The sequence below is a fragment of the Halomonas citrativorans genome (assembly GCF_900163645.1).
GTDB lineage: Bacteria > Pseudomonadota > Gammaproteobacteria > Pseudomonadales > Halomonadaceae > Vreelandella > Vreelandella citrativorans.
Map to the genome: position 1 here is coordinate 1 of NZ_FUKM01000044.1, position 22169 is coordinate 22169.

The 22169-nt window shown below is 54.0% G+C and carries 17 protein-coding genes; 8 read left to right on the top strand and 9 right to left on the bottom strand.

Annotation, left to right across the window (positions count from 1 at the left end; genetic code table 11):
* Positions 1-317: 317 nt before the first annotated feature.
* From CZ787_RS09705 to CZ787_RS09740, 8 genes are all read right to left on the bottom strand, one after another.
* Positions 318-890: a hypothetical protein gene (locus CZ787_RS09705; RefSeq protein WP_087108613.1), complete on the bottom strand. Its 573-nt coding sequence runs from the start codon at positions 888-890 to the stop codon at positions 318-320.
* Between the two features lie 33 nt (positions 891-923).
* Entirely contained in the window at positions 924-1748 is an 825-nt protein-coding gene (locus CZ787_RS09710) for a class I SAM-dependent methyltransferase (RefSeq protein ID WP_087108615.1), read from the bottom strand.
* Positions 1745-2662 carry a hydroxymethylglutaryl-CoA lyase gene (locus CZ787_RS09715; protein ID WP_087108617.1) on the bottom strand — a complete coding sequence of 306 codons (918 nt, stop codon included), beginning with the start codon at positions 2660-2662 and terminating at the stop codon, positions 1745-1747. Before CZ787_RS09715 ends, CZ787_RS09710 begins: the two co-directional genes overlap by 4 nt.
* 11 nt (positions 2663-2673) lie before the next feature.
* A complete protein-coding gene (locus CZ787_RS09720) occupies positions 2674-4764 on the bottom strand; it encodes an acetyl/propionyl/methylcrotonyl-CoA carboxylase subunit alpha (RefSeq protein WP_087108619.1) in 2091 nt (696 codons plus the stop codon).
* Positions 4761-5585, bottom strand: a complete 825-nt coding sequence (locus tag CZ787_RS09725; protein WP_087108621.1) for an enoyl-CoA hydratase/isomerase family protein — start codon at positions 5583-5585, stop codon at positions 4761-4763. The genes CZ787_RS09720 and CZ787_RS09725 overlap by 4 nt, the downstream gene beginning before the upstream one ends.
* 11 nt (positions 5586-5596) lie before the next feature.
* Complete coding sequence (locus CZ787_RS09730) at positions 5597-7204, bottom strand: carboxyl transferase domain-containing protein (protein WP_087108623.1); 1608 nt, start codon at positions 7202-7204, stop codon at positions 5597-5599.
* A 9-nt stretch (positions 7205-7213) separates the two neighbouring features.
* Positions 7214-8383 (bottom strand): isovaleryl-CoA dehydrogenase, encoded by a 1170-nt coding sequence (locus CZ787_RS09735; RefSeq protein ID WP_087108625.1) that lies wholly within the window; start codon positions 8381-8383, stop codon positions 7214-7216.
* A gap of 134 nt (positions 8384-8517) precedes the next feature.
* Positions 8518-8949 carry a MerR family transcriptional regulator gene (locus CZ787_RS09740; RefSeq protein ID WP_087108627.1) on the bottom strand — a complete coding sequence of 144 codons (432 nt, stop codon included), beginning with the start codon at positions 8947-8949 and terminating at the stop codon, positions 8518-8520.
* Between the two features lie 256 nt (positions 8950-9205).
* Between CZ787_RS09740 and CZ787_RS09745 the strand changes: the two genes are divergently transcribed.
* The 5 genes from CZ787_RS09745 (at position 9206) to CZ787_RS09765 (ending at position 19060) form a co-directional block, all read left to right on the top strand.
* A complete protein-coding gene (locus CZ787_RS09745) occupies positions 9206-10360 on the top strand; it encodes an acyl-CoA dehydrogenase family protein (protein WP_087108642.1) in 1155 nt (384 codons plus the stop codon).
* Positions 10361-10420: 60 nt separating this feature from the next.
* Entirely contained in the window at positions 10421-11536 is a 1116-nt protein-coding gene (locus tag CZ787_RS09750; protein WP_087108629.1) for an enoyl-CoA hydratase/isomerase family protein, read from the top strand.
* Between the two features lie 46 nt (positions 11537-11582).
* Positions 11583-12551 (top strand): 3-hydroxyisobutyrate dehydrogenase, encoded by a 969-nt coding sequence (gene mmsB / locus CZ787_RS09755; protein WP_087108631.1) that lies wholly within the window; start codon positions 11583-11585, stop codon positions 12549-12551.
* A 136-nt stretch (positions 12552-12687) separates the two neighbouring features.
* Positions 12688-13314 (top strand): glutathione S-transferase family protein, encoded by a 627-nt coding sequence (locus CZ787_RS09760; protein ID WP_087108633.1) that lies wholly within the window; start codon positions 12688-12690, stop codon positions 13312-13314.
* Positions 13315-13840: 526 nt separating this feature from the next.
* The gene (locus CZ787_RS09765) at positions 13841-19060 is read left to right on the top strand and encodes a DUF4011 domain-containing protein (RefSeq protein WP_087108634.1); all 5220 of its coding nucleotides are present in this window, start codon (positions 13841-13843) and stop codon (positions 19058-19060) included.
* Between the two features lie 83 nt (positions 19061-19143).
* On the opposite strand, the gene CZ787_RS09770 is transcribed toward CZ787_RS09765, so the two are convergent.
* Positions 19144-20064 carry a ketopantoate reductase family protein gene (locus tag CZ787_RS09770; RefSeq protein WP_087108636.1) on the bottom strand — a complete coding sequence of 307 codons (921 nt, stop codon included), beginning with the start codon at positions 20062-20064 and terminating at the stop codon, positions 19144-19146.
* 339 nt (positions 20065-20403) lie between these two features.
* On the opposite strand from CZ787_RS09770, the gene CZ787_RS09775 reads away from it, so the two are divergent.
* From CZ787_RS09775 to CZ787_RS09785, 3 genes are all read left to right on the top strand, one after another.
* Positions 20404-20811 (top strand): GFA family protein, encoded by a 408-nt coding sequence (locus CZ787_RS09775; RefSeq protein ID WP_087108638.1) that lies wholly within the window; start codon positions 20404-20406, stop codon positions 20809-20811.
* 82 nt (positions 20812-20893) lie between these two features.
* Complete coding sequence (locus CZ787_RS09780) at positions 20894-21268, top strand: nuclear transport factor 2 family protein (RefSeq protein WP_067344478.1); 375 nt, start codon at positions 20894-20896, stop codon at positions 21266-21268.
* 184 nt (positions 21269-21452) lie between these two features.
* Positions 21453-22010 (top strand): hypothetical protein, encoded by a 558-nt coding sequence (locus CZ787_RS09785; protein WP_254908605.1) that lies wholly within the window; start codon positions 21453-21455, stop codon positions 22008-22010.
* The last annotated feature ends 159 nt before the right edge of the window (positions 22011-22169 follow it).

Below are 22169 nucleotides of genomic sequence, written 5' to 3' on the forward strand. Positions count from 1 at the left end.
TAAAGCGGACAACGGCGGTGTCGTCTGCCCCGGGCAGGGCAAGAGTAAATTGAAGGCCTGTACCGTCTGCCATTGCACCGCTCCCTGGATTCTTCGCTACGTATAAGACGGCTTAGAGTAGCGATATAAGTGGAGAGGGCAACCCCTGAGAGGTATGTGGCGTTGATCTCTTACAGGGTTGTAAGAGATTGCTTACAAAATTATTGGCATCGGCTTACAAAACCGTAGTAACGGTTAAAAATAAGCGCTTCCTGGTTCAAAAGCGGTAATGTCTTACAAGAAGGTAAGAAATAACTTATAAAAAAGAAATATCGAATCTAAAACGGCAAATGCAGCGAGGCGCTGAGTTGATTGAGATGGCTTAGCGTCGGCGCATCTACGCGCTCATATTCCAAACGCGTGACCATCTGGTTAAGCGTCATGGTGGCACCAAAGCCTTGAAGCCAGGCGGTGCCGCCTTCGTCTGCACCCTGAAGCTCATGGGTGTCGCCGCGCCACTCGGTCAGGCCAGATTTAGCGTACATGCTAAAAGCGCCCATACGTACGCCCGCTACAATGGCACCGCCTAAACTAAGCGTATCCATAATCATTGGCGACATGCTGGAGGCAATCGGGACTTCTTCGCTTTCGCGGTAGGCGATTTCAGCGCCAATATCCAATTGAGGGAGTTGCCAAGGGCTAAAACCAGCGGTTACTCGAAAGCCTGACGTGTAGGTGTCCAGGCTGCTTAAGTCGCTGCCTTCCAGCACCACACCATTGTCTAGTTGCATGAGTTCGCTGTTGGGTGAGGCATACGCGATCACCGGCAACGTGTCATTGGCGGCAGCGGTGAGTAAAGGTAGGGTTGAACCAACAACGCTGTACAGGAGTACCCCAGTCAAGCGTTTCATTGATGTTCCTCATCCTTGGTCTTGATTGTTATCTCAACCAGCATAGCAAGAGGCTTTAACTTCTACCAAATTAATTGCGTGGTTTTGGAGGTTAAACACCAGATTTTTGCCCATTTCCATAAAGCGCTCGCCAAAGACCCATTGGGGAGACAAGGCAGATGCCTGAGTCGTTTGCTCTTTTATTCGCTGGCGTTCACGCCACTCCAGCGCTCTATCACTCCAGTCAACGTTATGCTCGACAATAAAACCACAGCAGCTTAATTGTTCAATGAGCGCTTCATGGCTAAGCAGGCAGGAGTGAACGGGCGTTGCCGCCCAGGGAATAGGGTAGCGCAAGGCTTCTGCATTTTGGCCTCTCACCACTTCGTGCATTACCAACTGCCCGCCCGGGCGAAGTACGCGGTAGCTCTCGGTAAGCACCTGATTAATATTAGGCATATTCAACAGGCTGTGCTGAAACACAAGCGCATCAAAGCTGTTATCGACAAAGGGAAGGGCGCAAGCATCACCGGTTACCCAATTTAGCGAGGCGCTCTGAGAAGATGCCAACGTGCTAAGCGTTTTATTAAGTGCGTTAAAGCGTTGGGTGATGTCCAGGCCGGTCATGTGAAAACCTAACGCCGACCCTTGGCGCATTAATCCTCCCAGTCCCGCGCCAATATCCAATACCCGTGGATGAAGGGCCGGGTCCAGCAGGGCGAGCAGCCTGGCGGAGGCCGTTACGCCGCCTATATGAAGTTGGTCCAGCGGTGCCAACTGATGCAGAGTAGGCCCCGCAGGGTAATAGCGTTGAATCTGCGCTAGCACCTCGGCATCGCGTAGCCCTTGCTGATAATGCGCCGCTAACGAGGTGGTCATGACAACGCTCTAGCCAAAGCAACGTTTGAGGTCGGTTTACGCCCCAAGGCCTGGGTAATCCAGTTGCCGGTATCCAGCACGGCCTGCAAATCAATCCCCGTTTTAATGCCTAAACCTTCCAGCAGGTAAAGCACGTCTTCGGTGGCGACGTTACCGGAGGCTCCTTTGGCATAAGGGCAACCGCCCAAACCGCCGGTCGCGGCATCTATCACGCTGACACCTTCTTCCATGACCGCATAAAGATTGGCAATAGCCATACCGTAGGTATCGTGAAAATGCGCCGCCAGCTGATCAATCGGCACCTGCCGAGAGACAGCCTCAATCATTCGTTTGGCCGCCAGCGGCGTACCCACCCCAATGGTGTCGCCGAGGGAAATCTCATAGCAGCCCATGTCATAAAGTGCTTTGGCCACTTGAGCGACTTTCTCAGCAGGAATATCGCCTTCATAAGGGCAGCCCAGCACGCAGGACACGTAGCCACGCACGCGCACATTGGCTTCCTGGGCACGCTTGAGCACAGGCTCGAATCGCTCAAGGGATTCAGCAATCGAGCAGTTGATGTTCTTCTGCGAAAACGCCTCAGAGGCCGCGCCAAATACCGCGACTTCATCGACCCCTGCAGCCAACGCATTTTCAAGCCCCTTGAGATTAGGGGTAAGAGCCGAGTAAACCACGCCGGGAGTGCGGGTAATGCCCTGCATTACTTCGGTAGCATCACTCATTTGCGGCACCCATTTGGGCGATACAAAGCTTGCCGCTTCAATGTGGCGGATACCGGCATTGGCGAGCCGATGAATCAGCTCGATTTTAGTTGCGGTAGGCACCATGGCCTCCGGCTCGTTTTGCAGGCCGTCTCGGGGGGCCATTTCGAACAGGCGTACGCGCTGGGGTAGGCTGGATGGGCGCAGTGCCATGGTAAAGCTCCTTATTCGCCAGGGGCGAAGTCGAGTAATACATCGCCCTGGCTAACGGTATCGCCTGCCTGAAAGCGGAAACCTTCCACGCGGCCGTTAGTCGGCGCGGTTATGGTGTGTTCCATCTTCATGGCTTCCATGACCATCAAGGGAATGCCTTTTTCAACGCTCGTACCGGCTTCAACCAATAGCGCCACCACCGTGCCATGCATGGGGGCGGTAAAGCTTGCCTGCACTTCATGCTGGCCGTGATCAATCGCATCAATGCGCTGCCAATAAAGGCGGGTTTCGCCCTGCGGGTCGACCATGATTAACACATTGCCATCGTGCTGGGCTTGCAAGCGGCGGCGGTGTCCGTTAAGGGTAATTGCCACGGCATTGCCGATAAGCGGTTGAAGGCTGGCGCTAAAGGTTTGCCCTTTAATGGCGTGGCCATTAATGGTTAGGTGCCATTCTGGGTCACCTGGGTGTCGTTTGCCTTCTACCACCACCAGAGGGCTTGCGTCCTCCAGCGCCTGAGCGTGCTTGGGATCATGCAAGGCGATGCGCACCGTGCGTGGCGCGTTAATTCGAAATCCATCGTGACGGTCCCAGGGTGAGTTGCTTTCACACTCCTGGGCCAGCTGATGTAAAGCCAATAACGCCGCGCTGGCATACTCTTCAGGCTGATAGTGGTGCGCGGCAAACAGAGTGGCCTCGTGGCGCTCGATAAACCGCGTATCCAGCTCTACGTTCTTAAACGCGGGGTGAGTCGCCAGGCGCTGCAAAAAAGCCCGGTTGGTGACTACGCCCTGTATGTCGAGGGCCGCTAGTGCACGGTTAAGCGTAGCCAAGGCGGCGTTCCGGTCACTGCCATGCACAATCAGCTTGGCAAGCATGGGGTCGTAGTGCATGGAAACCGTATCACCGCTTTCCACACCGCTATCCAGGCGCACCTGCTCGGCCTTTGAGTCGGTGCCCGCTAAATCGAGCGCAAAGCGAGTAAGCTTGCCCGTGGCGGGTAAAAAGTCCTGGTCAGGATCTTCGGCATAAAGGCGTGCTTCAAAGCTATGCCCGGTGATCGTCAATTCATCCTGCGTGCAAGGCAGCGACTCACCCATTGCCACCCGCAACTGCCATTCAACCAGGTCCTGGCCGGTGATCATTTCGGTCACCGGGTGCTCGACCTGCAGGCGGGTGTTCATCTCCATAAAGTAAAACGCCTCGCCTTGGCCTGGCGAAGCATCCAATAGAAACTCAACCGTGCCCGCGCCCACGTAGCCAATTTCCTGAGCGGCGCGCACAGCAGCATTACCCATCGCTGTGCGTAGTTCCGGCGTCATGCCCGGGGCGGGAGCTTCTTCGAGGACTTTCTGGTGGCGGCGTTGAACGCTGCAGTCGCGCTCGAACAGGTACACGCCGTGGCCATGGCGATCACAAAACACCTGTACTTCCACATGACGTGGCTGCACCAGGTATTTTTCTATCAGCATACGATCATCGCCGAAAGCGGCTTTAGACTCGCGGCGACAGCCTTCCAGCGCCACCTGAAAGGCCTCGCTTTTTTCGACCACGCGCATGCCTTTGCCGCCACCACCGGCGCTGGCTTTGAGCATGACCGGGTAACCGATGTTATCGGCCTCGGCGCGTAGCAAATCATCATCCTGGTTATCGCCGTGGTAGCCCGGCACCAATGGCACATCCGCATTGGCCATGCGCGCTTTGGCGGCCGATTTATCCCCCATGGCGGCAATGGCTGACGCGGGCGGCCCTATAAAGGTGATACCTGCTTCTTCGAGCGCTTTTACAAACGCGCCGTTTTCCGAAAGAAAGCCGTAGCCAGGATGAATGGCGCCACTGCCGGTGCGCTTGGCGGCATCAATCACCGCCTCAATGTTTAGATAACTTGCGCGCGCAGCGGCGGGGCCAATGCGAATGGCTTCATCGGCTTCGCGCACGTGGCGGGCGTTGGCATCGGCATCGGAATACACGGCAACGGTTTTAAGCCCCATACGGCGTGCGGTGCGCATTATCCGGCAGGCAATTTCACCCCGGTTGGCGATCAGCAACGTGTCAAAGGGCGTGGTACGCAGGTTAGGTTCAGACGACGTTAGATGGCTCATGAGCGGCGCTCCTTGGCATGGCCGGATAGAGGCGTTTCAGCCCAGGCAGGGCGACGCTTTTCAAAAAATCCAGCCAGACCTTCCTGGCCTTCCTGGCTAACCCGCAACTTGGCGATTACCTGACAGGTTTGTTCGCGCGTGGCGTCAGAATCAGGCGACTGGCTAACCGTTTGGAGCAGCGCTTTGGTAGCCTGCTGCGCCTGCGGTGAACCAGCGAGCAACGTTTCCAGCATGGCATCTACCGCGCTATCCAGTGCGCTGTGTTCAACGACCTGATGGGCCAGGCCCAGGCTGAGCGCCGTAGACGCGTCGATGACTTCAGCGCTCAACGCGTAGCGGCGCATCTGGCGTGCGCCGAGCGCACGCTGCACATAGGGGCTGATAACTGCAGGCGAGAGGCCAATCTTGACTTCTGAAAGGCAGAACCTGGCTTTATCGGAGGCAATAACGATATCGCAGCAGGCGGCCAAACCTACGGCGCCGCCAAAGGCTGGGCCTTGAACCCGGCACAGCGTGGGGCAGGGCAGCGTATCCAGGCTGTGCATCAGGGTGGAGAGTTTGCGCGAATCAGCCAGGTTGTCGTCAACGTCGTAATCGACCATGCGCTTCATCCAGTTCAAATCCGCGCCCGCTGAGAAGCTGTTGCCTTCAGAGCCCAGCACCACCACGCGAATCTCTCCGCTTTTGATCAGCGGTTGAAGCTGGTCAAGGTGTGCGTTCAGCTCGGCAATCAGCTGGTCATCAAAGGCGTTATGAACGTCCGGTCGATTAAGGGTTAAGCGGGCAACGCTTGCATCAATAGTTAACATTGAATTCGTCATGACAGAGCCCCTTACATCCGGAACACGCCGAAGCGTGTCTCTTCAATCTCAGCATTCATGGCCGCGGCCAGCGCTAAACCCAGTACATCGCGGGTTTGTAGCGGGTCGATCACGCCGTCATCCCATAGCCGGGCACTGGCGTAGTAAGGGTGGCCCTGGTGCTCATACTGTTCGCGGGTGGGCTGCTTGAACGCCTCTTCGGCCTCTTTAGTCCATTCGCTGCCTTCGCGCTCATACTGCTCGCGCTTAACCTGAGCCAGTACGCCGGCGGCCTGCTCGCCACCCATGACGGAAATACGCGCGTTGGGCCACATGAATAGCAGGTTAGGGTCATAAGCGCGGCCGCACATACCGTAGTTGCCCGCCCCGAAGCTTCCGCCAATCAGCACGGTGAACTTGGGCACCTTGGCGCACGCCACGGCGGTGACCAGCTTGGCGCCATGCTTGGCGATGCCTTCGTGCTCGTACTTGGAACCCACCATGAAGCCGGTGATGTTCTGCAGGAAAACCAGCGGAATCTTGCGCTGGGCGCACAGCTCAATAAAGTGGGCGCCTTTGACGGCACTCTCTGAAAACAGCACGCCGTTATTGGCCACAATACCCACCGGATGGCCATGAATATGCGCAAACCCGGTGACTAAGGTGTCGCCGTAGTAGCGTTTGAATTCATCAAAATCAGAGCTGTCGACGATGCGCCCGATAACTTCGCGAACATCAAAGGGCTTTTTAAGGTCGGTGCCCACAATGCCGTAAAGCTCCAACGGGTCGAGCTTGGGCGGCTCGGGCGCCTGCATGGCAAGCTTGCCGCGCTTTTGCCAGTTCAGGCGCGAGACACAGGCCCGGGCAAGCTGCAGGGCATGCATATCGTTTTCGGCATAATGGTCGGCCACGCCGCTGACTTTGGCATGCACATCAGCGCCGCCCAACGCCTCGGCACTGATGCTTTCACCGGTGGCCGCTTTGACCAGCGGCGGGCCACCCAGAAAGATGGTGCCTTGCTCTTTAACGATAATCGATTCGTCGGCCATGGCGGGCACATATGCACCGCCTGCCGTGCAGGAACCCATCACTACGGCAATTTGCGGAATGCCTTCGGCCGATAGGGTGGCCTGGTTGTAGAAAATGCGCCCGAAGTGGTCGCGGTCAGGGAATACTTCATCCTGGCGGGGTAGAAAGGCACCGCCGGAATCGACCAGATAAATACACGGCAGGCGATGCTTGCGGGCGATTTCCTGAGCGCGAATATGTTTTTTGACCGTCAGCGGAAAGTAGGTGCCGCCTTTCACCGTGGCATCGTTGGCCACAATGACGCATTCAACGCCCGAAACTCGCCCAATGCCAGTCACTACACCGGCGGCCGGTACGTCACTTTCATACACCTTGTGGGCGGCAAGCGCTGAAAGTTCTAAAAAGGGCGAGCCCTCGTCGATCAGGTGATCGATGCGGTCGCGCACAAACAGCTTGCCACGACTCTCATGACGCTCACGAGATTTAACGCCGCCACCCTGGGCAACGGCGGCGGTGAGTTCATGTAGCTGGGTAACCACGCCACGCATCGACTGCTCATTGGTTTGGAAGAGTTCGCTACGTGGATTAATCTGAGTGCTGAGAATGCTCATGGCGCGCCTCTACTGGCTTTCGGTGAAGAGTTCGCGGCCAATCAACATCCGCCGAATTTCACTGGTACCTGCGCCGATTTCATACAGCTTCGCGTCACGCAGCAGGCGCCCAGTGGGGTATTCGTTGATATAACCGTTGCCGCCCAGTAGCTGAATGGAGTCCAGCGCTACCTGGGTGGCTTTCTCGGCACAGTAGAGAATGACGCCAGCGGCATCCTTGCGCGAGGTCTGGTCGCGATCACACGCGGCCGCGACGGCATACAGGTAGGCGCGGCAGGCGTTCAGCGTGGTGTACATATCCGCCACTTTGCCCTGCACCAGTTGGAACTCGCCAATCGACTGATTAAACTGTTTGCGCTCATGGATATAAGGCATCACGACATCCATGGCGGCCTGCATGATGCCGACCGGCCCGGCAGCCAGCACGGTACGTTCGTAGTCCAGCCCGCTCATCAATACGCGCGCACCTTTGCCTTCTTCGCCCAGCACGTTTTCAGCGGGAACCTCGCAATCCTGAAACACCAACTCGCAGGTGTTGGAGCCGCGCATGCCCAGCTTGTCGAGCTTCTGCGCCGTGGAGAACCCCGGCATGCCTTTTTCGATCAAGAAAGTGGTAATGCCTTTGGAGCCGGCCTCCGGGTCAGTCTTGGCGTAGACCACCAGCACATCGGCATCGGGGCCGTTGGTGATCCACATTTTGTTGCCGTTTAAAATGTATTTGTCGCCGACTTTTTTAGCCCGCAACTGCATGGAGACTACATCGGAACCTGCACCGGGTTCGGACATGGCAAGCGCGCCGACGTGCTCGCCGCTGATCAGTTTGGGCAGATACTTGGCCTTCTGTTCGGCGGAGGCGTTGCGCTTGATCTGGTTCACGCACAGATTGGAGTGCGCGCCGTAAGACAGCGCGACAGAGGCGCTCGCCCGGGAGATTTCTTCCATGGCGATACAGTGGGCAAGATAGCCCATGCCGCTGCCGCCATCTTCTTCAGACACGGTGATGCCTAAAAGACCCATGTCGCCAAACTTCTTCCATAAGTCGTTGGGAAATTCATTATTGCGGTCGATTTCCGCCGCGCGCGGGGCAATTTCGTTGGCGGCGAAGGCATTGACCTGCTCGCGCAGCATGTTCATTTCGTCATCCAAACCGAAATTCAGTTCTGAGTAGAGAGAATGCATGGTCAATCACCTTTTTATTAGAAATTGTTTATTAGAAATCGTTTATTGAAAATAATTGTTGGGTAGGGAATGAGGCGCCTCTAGCGTTTGTACAATGAGTCAGGCTGGTACGACGAGGCAGAGTTTATGAAACGTCAGGAGGAGGGCGAGGGCGCTCCGGTGTGTTTTTCGTCAAACTCCTCTTTGTCATGAAGCTCATCTAGCGCTTGGCGACAGCGAATCTCGGCGTTCTCAAGCTCCAACTGCATCATGGCGATATCTTTCATCTGTTGCTCAAGGGCGGCCCGGCGTTCGCTGATTTTGTTCAGCATCAGTAAAAGCTGCTTCTCACTCCCCACGCGGGTTTCATCCCACAGCTCAAACAGCTCACGAATCTCTGCCAGTGAAAGCCCTAATCGTTTACCCCGTAAGGTCAATTTAAGCCGAACTCGGTCCTGGCTGCTGTAAATGCGCGTTTGGCCTCGCCGTGCTGGGTAAAGCAGCTCCTGGTCTTCATAAAAGCGAATGCTGCGCGTGGTGATATCAAACTCGTTGGCCAGGTCGCTGATCGAGTAGGTTTTGCTCATCGTCGTTCTCTTTTTTTAAAGATTTGCTTTTCTAAAGGTTTGCTTTTACGAAGCGCTTACCCTGAGGCTAAAACAAGTTTACGTTAACGTAAAGGTGCTATTGTGACGGTTAACGCTGGCAGAGCAGTTGCACAGCGATAATTTAGGCGATAGGTTGACGTATACGTTAACCTATCAATTTGATCAGCCGATGCTGGCGCCATTGAGTAATGCGTGGCGGCGAGGGGTGGCAAAGGCTTTTCAGCGGAGCACCGCCATGGATTTTGAGCTGAGTGAAGATCAAACCGCCTTTGCCGAGTTGGCGCGGGCATTTTCTCAAAAAGAGCTTGAGCCACATGCGGCCCAGTGGGATGCAGAGGCCTTCTTCCCGGTCGATGTTATCCGCAAAGCGGGCGAGCTGGGGTTTTGCTCGCTTTACGCGCCGGAAAGCATCGGTGGGCTTGGTCTCTCACGGCTGGATGCCAGCATTATCTTCGAGCAGCTTTCAATGGGCTGTACCTCCACCACGGCGTATCTCACCATCCATAACATGGTGACCTGGATGCTCGCGGACTTCGGCCAGCCAGAGGCTGTTGAGCAGTGGGCCGCAAAGCTTGCGACCGGCGAGCTTCTGGGTTCGTACTGTTTAACAGAACCCAATGCGGGCTCCGACGCGGCCTCGCTTAAAACCACGGCCAAGCGAGAGGGCGATGCGTATGTGCTCACCGGCAGCAAAATATTTATTTCTGGCGCGGGCAGCACTGATTTTCTGGTGGTGATGGCGCGTACCGGTAGCGAAGGTGCAGGCGGGGTTTCCGCATTTGCCGTGGATGCCAAGGCCGAAGGCATCAGTTATGGGCGCAAGGAAGACAAGATGGGCTGGAACAGCCAGCCCACCCGAATGATTACCTTTGAAGACGTACGCGTGCCCGCGAATCATCTGCTGGGTAACGAAGGCGACGGCTTTAAAATCGCCATGAAAGGGCTGGATGGCGGGCGAATCAATATCGCCACCTGTTCTATTGGCACCGCCCAGCAGGCGCTCAATAAAGCGCGTGACTACCTGCTGGAACGCCAGCAGTTCGGCAAGCGGTTAGCGGATTTTCAAGCCCTGCAGTTTCGCTTGGCGGATATGGTCACCGAGCTGGTCGCCGCCCGCCAGCTGGTGAGAATGGCCGCTGCCAAACTGGATGCCGACCATGCTGACGCTACCACCTACTGCGCCATGGCCAAGCGCTTTGCCACCGATGTAGGTTTTAAAGTGTGCGATGAGGCGCTACAGCTTTATGGCGGCAATGGCTACATTAAGGAGTACCCCATGGAACGCTATGTGCGCGATACCCGCGTACACCGCATTCTGGAAGGCACCAATGAAATCATGCGCCTGATCATTTCGCGCCGGGTACTCGCCGAAGGTGCCGCTGAGCTGTAAAAAAACAGGGTTGCCGACATGATCGCGGTCGCCATTCGAGCCGATACGTAAGGATGCTGAATGAGTAGCGTACTGTTTACCGAACACGCCACCCAGGACGGCCACACGGTGGTTGAAATCAAGCTTAACGCTGAGCGTTCGCTCAACGCGTTAACGCTGGACATGATCGACGCCATCCTGCCGCAGCTGGATGCCTGGGAGGCGGACGAGCGGGTTGTCGCCATACTGCTGGATAGCGCTGGTGAAAAAGCCTTTTGCGCCGGTGGTGATGTGGTCACGCTGTATAAAGCGATTAACGGAGAAGCTGACTCGAGCTTTCCCGAGCGCTTTTTTGAAAGAGAGTACCGCCTGGATCATCGGCTACACACCTATCGAAAACCAATCATTTGCTGGGGCAGCGGCATTGTAATGGGCGGCGGTATGGGCCTGCTCAGCGGCAGTAGTCATCGTGTGGTGACTGAAACCTCCCGGCTGGCCATGCCGGAAGTGACGATTGGCCTTTATCCGGATGTGGGTGCCAGCTGGTTTTTAAACCGCCTGCCGAACGGGATGGGGCGTTTTCTGGCCATGACCGGCGCGCAGATCAATGCATCAGATGCCCTTTACCTGGGCCTTGCCGACCGTGGCATTGCCAGCCATCGCCGGGAAGAATTGCTTCAGCAACTGACTAGTGCCACTTGGGGAAGCGGTGAAAAGACCGATGCTCACGGCGTGGTCAATCAAGCGCTGCGCGAGCTTGAACAAGCCTCGAAAGCAGAGTTTGACGCGCTGGAAACACCCATACGACACTTCGCGCCATTAATTCGCGAGCTGATGGACCACGATACCGTCGAGCAAAGGGTGGCCGCCGTACTGGCGGTAGAAAGTGAGGATAAATGGTTCAGCAAAGCACAAAAGACGCTGGCGCATGGTAGCCCGGTCTCCATTCGGCTTATCCATGAGCAGCTAACGCGTGCCCGGCACATGTCGCTTGCCGAGGTGTTCCAGGCAGAGCTGGCGCTTTCTGTGCAGTGCTGTCGCCACCGGGAGTTTCCAGAAGGCGTACGCGCATTACTGGTGGATAAAGATGGCTTGCCAGGCTGGACGTATTCAACGGTAGGGGAAGTGGAAGAGCACTTCATGGATGCGCTGTTAGCATCGCCGTGGCCCGATAGCCCGCTTGCGGACCTGAAGTAAATAAGCCGTACCGCCGGGGTGCTAAAATGGTCACTGCCAACATTTCATGACCAACGGTTATTACCAGCAGCTCGTTACTCGCCGTTTGTTATTAACAATAAGGACAATCGTTATGGCTACTGTGGCATTTATTGGTTTAGGCAATATGGGCGGCCCGATGGCGGCTAACCTGGCGAAAGAGGGTCATACCGTGCGTGCGTATGACCTTTCTGAACAAGCGCTTGAAGCCGCTAAAGATCACGGCTGTGAAGTGTCAGGCTCGGCGCGTGAAGCCGCCGCCGAGGCTGACTTTGTTATCTCCATGTTGCCTGCAGGCAAGCACGTGAAGGCGCTTTACGTTGATGGCGATGAGGCGTTGTTCGAGGTGATCAAACCAGGCGCTTTGGTGATTGATTGCTCCACCATTGATGCCGACACGGCGCGCAGCGTCGCGGCCATTGGCGAACAGCGCGGGATCGACTTTGTCGATGCTCCGGTATCGGGTGGGGTTAGCGGTGCGCTGGCGGGCACGCTGACGTTTATTGTCGGCGGGTCAAAGGCCCAGTTTGAAAAAGTGACGCCTATGCTTGGCGTAATGGGCAGAAACATTTTCCACGCGGGCGACCATGGGGCAGGGCAAGTGGCCAAGGCGTGTAACAACATGCTGCTTTCGGTGTTGATGGCGGGTACCTGCGAAGCGATCAACATGGGCGTCAAAAATGGCCTCGACCCTGCGGTGCTTTCTGACATTATGCGAAAAAGCTCCGGCGGCAACTGGGTGCTCAATGTTTACAACCCCTACCCAAGCGTAATGGAGAATGTGCCCGCTGCCAACGCGTATCAGGGCGGGTTCCTGGTGGATCTGATGATGAAAGACCTGGGCCTTGCCATGGATATCAGCCAGCAAAGTGCCTCACCCGTGCCGATGGGTTCCGCCGCCCGCACGCTGTTTACTCAGCACAAGGCAAACGGCAACGGCCAGCTCGACTTCTCAAGCCTGATGCAGCTCTATCAGGATAAAGAGGGTGAAGGGTGATAGGCGAGGGGTAAGGTGTTGTAGCGCGCGGTACGCGTCTTGTGAGGAACGAGCAAATGCGGCCCCACACCCAAACCACCTTTATCTCATGGCGTGATCAGGTACACTCTTAAAAAACCAATCAATAAGGAACATTATGATTACGCTCTGGGGTCGCGATAACTCTACCAATGTTAAAAAAGTGCGCTGGGTGCTTAACGAGCTGGAAGTGCCGTTTGAACAAATTCAGGCGGGGCTCCAGTTCGGGGTCAACAACACGCCCGAATACCAGGCCATGAACCCTAATGGGTTGGTGCCGTTACTCAAGGACGACGCCACCGACAGCCTATTGTGGGAATCCAACACCATCATCCGCTACCTGGCCGCGCAGTATGGCCAAGGAAACTTGTGGATTGAGGAGCCTGCCCAGCGCGCCCAGGCAGAAAAATGGATGGACTGGGCCAACAGCACGCTTTCCCCTGCGCACCGAGTAATTTTAATGGGTTATGTGAGAACGCCCGAAGCGCAGCGCGATAACGCCGCCATTGAAGCAGGCATGCAAGCCTGTGAAAAACTGTTTGAACTGCTGGATAACGCACTCGCCAACCAGGCATGGTTCTCAGGCGAAGCGTTTGGCCTGGGCGACATTGCCGTTGCGCCCTTCGTTTATAACCTATGGAACATCGGCCTCACCTGGCAGCCGCGCCCCCACCTGGAACGCTGGTATCAGCAGCTAACCGAGCGCCCCGTGTTCCGCGACGTTGTGATGATCCCGGTTACCTAAACCATAATAAGCCCGCGGCAACCCCGCGGGTGTCAAATCTTGCGATGGGCATGAAGCTGGATGTAGGAGTCCGCTTCAGCGCGCGACGATCAAGCCGCCCTCCTTAAAGCCCGTCTCCAACAACGCTACCTCTCGATCCAATCCCTTCAACACCTTACACTGCAAACCATAATGCGCTTGATCTTTCCCCCAAAATAGCTTCACTCATTTGGCCCCAGCATGGTGGGGGGGCGCTAGTAGAGATTGGCTAGGTTGATAAAAATAAAGGTGAAATTTAAGTTGCTATAAATATTTGAAAAATATTGATTAATTTTATTTTGTTCGCTCTGCTCGCAAGAGTTTAAACGTGGATGCTGGGAAGTGGAGGGCCAAGATAATACCATCTGCTTACATTATGATTCGTAAGATGTTTGGTGATTCTAATCAGCTTGGCAATTACAAATGCTGGTAGGGGTTGGGCATGGTGGGCTAGGCCAAAACGCGCATCTTGTGAACGATTTATTAAAAGATTTGTTAAGGACAGCTCATGTCTCAAAATGATCCATCGGTCATCAAGCTGCACGCGACACTGGTAGAAAAAATTAACTTTGCCTGCCACCAAAGTGCCTTTGCAGTTTTGCGTGATTTGCGTATTGAAAACACAAATGAAGAACAAGACCTCTCTGACCTAACCGTCACATTAGATGCCTCTCCTGCCTTTGTTAAACAGAAAAGCTGGAGAGTTGATCGTTTAGCAGCAGGTGGGCTATTGGCGTTAAAAGACCGAGATCTTGAGCTAGATGGTGGTTTTCTTCTTGGGCTCACAGAATCGATGCGTGGGACGGTAACGTTTACGGTTCGACAGAATAGCGAGGTTTTGACTGAGCAGAATACGCCGGTGGAGCTGTTAGCCTGCAACGAGTGGGGCGGGGCTTCCTATATGCCTGAGCTATTGGCAGCCTTCTGTACACCCAACGACCCAGCAATAGACAAACTGTTGGGGCAAGCGAGCCAAATTTTGCGCAAGGCAGGCAAGCCCGATCAAATTAACGGTTATGATGCTAATAGCCGTGAGCAGATTTGGCTAATGGCTTCAGCCATTTACACTGCAATTGTCAAGTTGCAACTAGGGTATGCGCTACCGCCAGCCAGCTTTGAGAAAAACGGCCAGAAAGTTCGTCTTCCTCATCATGTTGAAAGTGCCAAGGTAGCCACCTGCTTAGATACCACCTTATTATTTGCAGCCGTACTAGAGCAGGCTCAGTTGAATCCACTGGTCATTCTTACTGAAGGCCACGCGCTGGTAGGACTTTGGCTCGAAAAAGAAGATCTTGCCAGTGTAGTGATTGATGAAGCGGAAACGTTACGTCAGCGCATCCCTTTACAAGAACTCATCCTCATTGAGACTACCTATACGACTAGCCATCCTTCGCCGCCTTTTTCTAAAGCGGTTGAGGCGGGTAACAAGCAAGTCTCGCTGGACAAAGACCATGAGTTTATTGCAGCGGTGGATATTCGTCGGGCGCGGGCGCACCGTATCAACCCTATTAGCTTAAAGTCTCAGGCAGGGGCCAGCAGCGATACCAGCGGAACAGCCGATATTTTTGAACCGGCATTAGAAGAAGCCCCAGACCTACCGGCAAATACTGTTCATATAGAGCAAGAGGTATTTGAGGATTCGCCAAGCGGGCGTTTAGAGCGCTGGCAGCGTAAGTTGCTAGACCTATCGGCTAGAAATCCATTGCTAAACCAAAAGCCCAGCAAAAGTAGTCTGCAATTGGTATGCGGTGACCCCAGCGGGCTTGAAGATTTATTGGCAACAGGTGCGCGCATTTCAATCGCTCCTTTTCCTAGATTACAGGCTCAAGAGCAAGACCAAGATATTCATCAGCAGCGAACCGGGGAGGATCTTAAAGATGTTTACTCCCGCGACGCGCTGACGAAGAAGCAAGTATTGGTCGAGCTGACCCAAGAGGAACTGGAGAAACGCTCAGTAGACATTTACCGTAAGGCCCAAACCTCATTGAAGGAGGGTGGCTCTAATACTCTGTTTTTAGCGGTAGGTTTTTTATTGTGGAAACCGAACGATAAAGGTAGCCGCCGCTATCGCGCTCCGCTGATTTTGCTGCCTGTTTCGCTAGAACGTAAGTCGGTACGCAGTGGTGTGAAGATGGTCGCAAGCGATGATGAACCGCGATTCAACACAACGTTGCTAGAGTTATTGAAGACAGATTTTGCTATCGATATCAAAGGCCTTACTGGCGCTTTGCCTGAAGACGAGAGTGGAGTCGACGTGAGCGGTATTTGGAACCGAGTGCGCCATGCCATTAAGGCGGTGCCTGGTTTTGAGGTAGTGGAAGATGTAGTGCTTGGGCACTTTTCTTTCGCTAAGTATTTGATGTGGAAAGACCTGATGGATCGCTCCGAAGCGCTAAAGGAAAGTCCAGTGGTGAAGCATCTTCTGGATACTCCTCGTGAGCCTTATGACAGCGATATTCGTTTTGTAGAAGCTAAAGATATTGATCGTGAGTACACGCCTGCAGATTTGTTAACCCCTCTGCCTGCTGATTCTTCCCAGATGTCGGCCATTGCCACAGCAGATAGAGGGAAAGATTTTGTCATCATCGGCCCGCCCGGTACGGGTAAGAGCCAAACGATCGGCAACCTTATTGCCCATATGCTAGGCAAAGGCAAAAAAGTACTTTTCGTATCTGAGAAGACAGCAGCGCTTGACGTGGTACATCGCCGCTTACGTGAAATTGGCCTTGGCCAGTTTTGCCTGGAGCTGCATTCCAATAAAGCGAAAAAAGCGGATGTGTTGGATCAGTTGCGGACTTCCTGGACTAACGCTTCTGCTTCGTCAGTTAGCGATTGGAAAGCAGAGAGCGAACGTCTTAAAACACTGCGCGATCGCTTGAATCACGTCGTGAATGCCTTGCATCGACGCCACCGTAACGGTTTGACGGCACACTATGCGATGGGCGTTAAAATTCGCGATGCCGACTTGGCTGCTAAGTTGAAACTGAGCTGGGCCAAAGCCGAGATTCACGATGAACAACAGTTGGAGCAGCTTCGCGAAATAGCGTCACTGTTAAGCCTTCAGGCGAAGGCAGTGGGTAACGTGGTGGACCACCCTCTAAGCGTCATCCAGCAACACGATTGGCGACCTCAGTGGCAGGAAGAGGTCGTCAGTGTTGCTCGGCAGCTAAAGAAAAGTGCCGATAAAATGTCGCATGAGCTATCAGCCGTTGAGAAAGCTTTGGGTATTCGCTTAGGCACTCTCAATTTTGCCAAGCTCTCTGCTGTGGCGGAGTGCTGCCAAGTGCTGTTGGATGCCTATCGTCAATCAGCTTCGTTTGCTCTTGAGCCTGACGCTCCTGACCGGCTTGACGCGCTAGAGCAGGCAGTAACTCAGCTTAAAACCTATATCGCCACCCAGGCTAAACTAAGCTGCAGCTATGCGCCTTTGGCTTGGCAGCAATTAGATACTACGGTGCTAGGCCCGGCTTGGGCGGCAGCCAATGAAACGTGGTGGCCAAAAAGCTGGTTTGCCAAGCGTGGTGTGATGAAGCAGTTGCGTGAAGGAGGAGCGCAAGGCACACCAAATCCCGATAACGATATTCCCGTTTTAACGCAGCTACGCGAAACGGGCAGCAATATTGATCGTTTAGATGCTGTGTTAAAAGGGCTTAAGGGATGGGATGCCTACAATTCTGACCCAGAAGCCATGGCTGCGTTAAAACTCTTAGGGACACGGGCCCGTGTTGCGGTGGGTAAACTGGCCGATGATGCTGAGTCCTTGGCGGCGCTGCGCACTAAGATTCGCTCGTTGTTATACGACGCCAATGATTTGCTAGCGCCAGAGGCTCCGATAGGTCGAGTCATTATTGATTTCCAAGCAACCTTTGATGAGTTTACGGCGCTGAAAAGCCAGTTCGAAGACTTGATTGGTGCAGCTCTGGAAAGACATTTACCTGCTGAAGAGCCAGCGTTAAGCGCGGTGAGCGCGCACTGCCAGCAGATTTTAGAACACCATATTTCACTTAAAGAGTGGTGCGCTTGGATGCGTCGGCGTACTGAGGCTTTGGATTATCAGCTTGGCCCGCTGGTCGATGCCATTGAGCAGGGGAGCATTGATGCAGATCAAATTGAAGATGTGTTTGAAGCCGCCTACTGTGAATGGTGGTCGTCGGCAGTCATTGGCGAAGATGACGTACTGCGAACTTTCTCATCCCCTGAGCATCAGGCTGCTATTCTAAATTTCCGCGAGCTTGATACTCGTTTCAGTGCTCTGACAGCAAAGTATATTGCTGCGCGCTTGTCTGGTGAGATTCCTGACCAAGACGCGATTCAGAAAAGCTCTTCTTGGGGTGTGCTACGTCACGAATTGCAGAAAAAAATGCGTCATAAGCCCGTTCGGGAAATGATGGAAACCATCCCGGATGCGATTACTACGCTGGCTCCGTGCCTTATGATGTCGCCGCTCTCTATCGCACAATTCCTCTCACCAGGTCAGGCATTGTTCGATGTGGTGATTTTTGATGAAGCCTCACAAATCACGGTGTGGGATGCGGTTGGCTCTCTCGCCCGGGGTAAACAAGTCATTGTGGCAGGCGACCCGAAGCAAATGCCTCCAAGCAACTTCTTTGGTCGCTCTGATGATGATCCTGATGGCGAGGTGGATGGTGAGGGAGATCTTGAAAGTATTCTTGACGAACTAATGGGCGCTAGTATTCCCCAGCGAGTACTCAATTTACATTACCGCTCTCGCCGAGAGAGTCTGATTGCGTTCTCTAATAGTCGTTACTATGACAACTCACTCGTCACCTTTCCTGCACCTGTTCATCCTGACAAAGGTGTATCGCTGGTGCGCCCAGAAGGTTTTTATGCGCGAGGCAAGGCGCGGCATAACCAAGGAGAAGCCAAGGCAATCGTCGCGGAAATTATACGGCGTCTTACCTCTGAAGATGTCGCCATACGTCGGCAGTCAATTGGCGTGGTGACCTTCAATACCGAACAGCAGAGCCTTATTGAAGACCTGCTCGATAAAGCACGTGGAGAAGACCCAAGCATTGAATGGGCGTTCTCTGATGACGAGCTAGAACCGGTATTTGTGAAAAACCTGGAAACCGTACAAGGCGATGAGCGAGACGTCATCTTGTTTAGCATCACCTACGGACCGGACGAATCTGGGCACGTGACGATGAACTTTGGCCCGTTGAACCGTAATGGTGGCGAACGACGGTTGAATGTCGCCATGACCCGCGCTCGCTCTGAAATGGTGGTATTTTCCACCCTAGCACCGGAGCGCATTGATTTATCAAGAACGTCCGCCAAGGCGGTTGCTGACTTAAAACACTTCTTGGAGTATGCCGAGCGGGGGGCTTCAGCGTTGGGCGCAGCCGTACATGGCTCTATCGGTGATTTTGAATCACCTTTTGAAGTCGCCGTAGCGAGGGGGCTGCGCGAAAAGGGCTGGATAGTGCATCCACAAATCGGTGTGTCTGCCTACCGTATTGATATGGGGATCGTGCACCCGGATAAACCCGGTGTCTACCTCGCAGGTATTGAGTGTGATGGAGCCATGTATCACAGCTCCGTTTATGCCCGTGAGCGCGACAAAGTGCGCCAGAGTGTGTTGGAAGGCTTGGGCTGGACGCTATTCAGAGTGTGGTCAACAGACTGGTGGACCCATCGTACGAAAGCGCTAGACACATTAGATACAACATTAACCCAGCGGTTGGAGAAAAGTACCTCTGACGAGTAGCCAGGCCAATATATGTACCATCCCTCGAAATTCGGGGGATGTGAGCTCTGCTGAACAGTCGAATGTAAGAGGGGAGGTTAGCTCTAGTAACTAGCCTCCAACACCACTAACTCACGATCCAAGCCCCGTAATACCTCACAACCCACTCCACGCCGCTCACCACTCTCAATCAACGGCCCCAAAATAGCACCACGCTCGGTAAGCCGCTTACCCTCAACATCCTGCAACATCGACGCCTTATTATTCGCCGTCTTCTCAATAACGTCCCAAACCAACGCTAGCCAAGCATCCAAGCCGCTGCCCCCGTTGGGCGCTTGAATGCCCTCGGCCCGCATAATCGCCGCTACTTCCTTAACAACCGCCTCAACACGGCCTGCGTAAGCAGCGCCACGCAACTCGCCATTACGAAGCCCATTTAACGCCACCAACGGATTAATCGCTGCATTCACCGCCAGCTTTTGCCATAGGCGGCTATGGATATCATCCACCGCCGTAGCCGCAAGCCCCGCTCGGCTAAGCTGATGCGCTAACCGCTGTGCCAACGCACCATGGCGATTCGTCAGATCCCCCACAAACGTATGCCCGCGCCCCGCATGAAACACGCCATCATCACCGGTTAAATAAGCGCCTTCCGTCGTGGTCGCACACAACACCGGCTCCCGCCAACATTCAGTCAGCCTCGGCTGGGCTAAGAAACCGTTCTGCCACAACACCAGCGGGGTAGTTGCGGGAATAACGCGCGCCACGCTTTCCAACGCCGCTTCAGCAGCCATCGCCTTGGTAGTGATATGTACAAAAGCAGGCGGCGCTGGCGCATTGGCTAACAGTTGCGATGCGGTTAACACGTTTAACCGCTGGCTACGCGGCTCACCTTCGGGCGACGTTATCGTTTGCTGCTCAGGCAGTGTGTGGCGACCGACTAGGGTGATGTCAGCAAGAGGAGAGAGCGAATGGGCTAACAGGCGACCAATGGCGCCGGGGCCTAGTATCCAGTGAGAGGTCATCGAGTGCGTACTCTGGAGCGGTGTTGCTGTTCAGCTTACCCTTTTTGTTACAAGGAAATGAAGGCGAGTGAGAGCGATGGTGTGTAAGGCTAATTTCTGGTGACGTGAGGGCGTGTAATCTGCTAGCGTTATGGCTAAGTGGATTTTGTCCTTGAGGCGTGTTGAGTGGGGGAATTGTGGATTTTTTGATGCTGCAATGAATAGTTGCTGACTGCCTGCTTTCGACCCAAAGCGGCCTTCCCTTCACGGAGAATGGCTGAGAGGGTGATAACAAGTCGGTCAACCGGACGCTCCGCAGCCATGCGGCTCCACGCCGGTTATGGTCTTAGGAATTTAATTATGACGATAAATGTTAAGGAAGTTGGCGGCGTTCCTGTTCAAGTTAAACACAAAGCCACGTGCCACTGCGGCGCCGTAGAAATTGAGCTTAGCCTGCCAGATGGCCTTGTAGATGTGTGTCGTTGCACTTGCTCCATGTGCCGCCGAAGAGGGCCTGTTGTAGCTTCCGTGCCCTTGTCAGGAATCAAGATCGTCAAAGGGGCGGAAGCTCTGAAGCTCTACCAGTTCAACACAAAGATAGCAAAGCACTATTTCTGCTCCAACTGTGGGATTTATACCCATCATCAGCGGCGTTCCAATCCGACCCAATATGGGGTTAATGTGGGCTGCCTGGAGGGTATAAATCCGTTAAAGATCGAGGGGATTCCAGCTTATGATGGTGTCAACCACCCGGCGGATCGCGGGTAGCTCATATAACAAGCGGGTCAAAGACGACATTCGTACCTCGCGCGTTTAACGCGGGCGTTAGGCAAAAATACGAGAGAATACTATGGATAGCAACATTGAGATAGAAAAGGCGGAAGAGCAGTTGCGCCAAGCTATGCTTGCCTCAGATGTTGAAGCTTTGGATAAGCTTCTTTCTCCAAGTCTCATTTTCACAAACCATCTTGGGCAGTGCTTGGGCAAAGAGGCTGATCTTTCGGCCCATGAATCGGGTGCTCTCACCATTTCTAAACTGGAACCTTCGGAACAGCAAATTAAGTTGGTCGGTGATGACGCGGCCGTTGTTACAGTGCGGGTCCAGCTTTCCGGAACCTATGCCGGTCAACCTGCTGGTGGAGACTTCCGATTCACACGTGTTTGGGCACAATTATCAAACGGTCATTGGCAAGTCGTGGCAGCTCATGCTGGCACAATTGCCTAACAAAACGCTCCAGCCGATGCGCGTTATATCAGCACTACCTCAAAGACCGCTCTTGGCCGGGTGCAGAGCTTTAGCCTACTCTGATGGTGGAGCGGCAGTTGACGACCCTGAGCAGTCATCCGCCGAAACCACATATTCACAGTAGCCTTTAGCTCTCAATGCAATAAATTGTTAGGCATACATGATGAAAATGCCAAATTTTGTTACCCACTACTATTTGCCTGAGACTGGTCCGTTTCGGAGTCTCTCCGAACTCCCAGCGGGCTCTGAAGATCCCGTCTTCCTGGATATTCTAACGCGCCATCAGCGTGATACCGGCTATCGACGGCGCTACGGCAGGAACTATATTGAAGCCCGAAGCAAGGTAGAAGCTAGGCTGCATGAACTCTTCGTTGCGAGAGGGGGTAAACCGCGCCGCTGTCACCCTTTTTATCTGGTGCTTGGAGAATCCCCTTGGTTTCGTGATCTAAACGCTAACCAAAGTGAGCTAAAAATACCTCTATCGGAGCTTGACCCTGAAACAACTTCCTTGACTTACCCGGATAGCTTTATTGCGTTATCCCGAGACGACAAGCCTTACTACAATCAAGTGTTTCTTCTTAGCGAGATGAGCGAGCTCGTTACACGATTTGGAATTCCTGAAAATGATCATGCTGTTCCTTATGAGTGTTACTGGGAAACAGATTTTGAGCTCTATATTGAGGTACAGCTTTGGGACCTTCCACCTAGATTCAAAGCTTAACAATGCCATTCATAACGACATCTACGACATTGCGGCTTCGTATCTATTTCGTAGCCGCGCATGCTAAACGGCGTTATATCAGGTTTACCTAAACGTCCGCTCTTGGCCGAGGTTGTGTGAAAACCTAAAAATCAGCTGCCGATAACAGTATCCAGTCGT

Bases quoted from the DNA above. Each gene is read 5' to 3' on its own strand.
- CZ787_RS09705 (WP_087108613.1), bottom strand. From the start codon at position 890: ATGAAACGCTTGACTGGGGTACTCCTGTACAGCGTTGTTGGTTCAACC.
- CZ787_RS09710 (WP_087108615.1), bottom strand. From the start codon at position 1,748: ATGACCACCTCGTTAGCGGCGCATTATCAGCAAGGGCTACGCGATGCC.
- CZ787_RS09715 (WP_087108617.1), bottom strand. From the start codon at position 2,662: ATGGCACTGCGCCCATCCAGCCTACCCCAGCGCGTACGCCTGTTCGAA.
- CZ787_RS09720 (WP_087108619.1), bottom strand. From the start codon at position 4,764: ATGAGCCATCTAACGTCGTCTGAACCTAACCTGCGTACCACGCCCTTT.
- CZ787_RS09725 (WP_087108621.1), bottom strand. From the start codon at position 5,585: ATGACGAATTCAATGTTAACTATTGATGCAAGCGTTGCCCGCTTAACC.
- CZ787_RS09730 (WP_087108623.1), bottom strand. From the start codon at position 7,204: ATGAGCATTCTCAGCACTCAGATTAATCCACGTAGCGAACTCTTCCAA.
- CZ787_RS09735 (WP_087108625.1), bottom strand. From the start codon at position 8,383: ATGCATTCTCTCTACTCAGAACTGAATTTCGGTTTGGATGACGAAATG.
- CZ787_RS09740 (WP_087108627.1), bottom strand. From the start codon at position 8,949: ATGAGCAAAACCTACTCGATCAGCGACCTGGCCAACGAGTTTGATATC.
- CZ787_RS09745 (WP_087108642.1), top strand. From the start codon at position 9,206: ATGGATTTTGAGCTGAGTGAAGATCAAACCGCCTTTGCCGAGTTGGCG.
- CZ787_RS09750 (WP_087108629.1), top strand. From the start codon at position 10,421: ATGAGTAGCGTACTGTTTACCGAACACGCCACCCAGGACGGCCACACG.
- mmsB (WP_087108631.1), top strand. From the start codon at position 11,583: ATGACCAACGGTTATTACCAGCAGCTCGTTACTCGCCGTTTGTTATTA.
- CZ787_RS09760 (WP_087108633.1), top strand. From the start codon at position 12,688: ATGATTACGCTCTGGGGTCGCGATAACTCTACCAATGTTAAAAAAGTG.
- CZ787_RS09765 (WP_087108634.1), top strand. From the start codon at position 13,841: ATGTCTCAAAATGATCCATCGGTCATCAAGCTGCACGCGACACTGGTA.
- CZ787_RS09770 (WP_087108636.1), bottom strand. From the start codon at position 20,064: ATGACCTCTCACTGGATACTAGGCCCCGGCGCCATTGGTCGCCTGTTA.
- CZ787_RS09775 (WP_087108638.1), top strand. From the start codon at position 20,404: ATGACGATAAATGTTAAGGAAGTTGGCGGCGTTCCTGTTCAAGTTAAA.
- CZ787_RS09780 (WP_067344478.1), top strand. From the start codon at position 20,894: ATGGATAGCAACATTGAGATAGAAAAGGCGGAAGAGCAGTTGCGCCAA.
- CZ787_RS09785 (WP_254908605.1), top strand. From the start codon at position 21,453: ATGAAAATGCCAAATTTTGTTACCCACTACTATTTGCCTGAGACTGGT.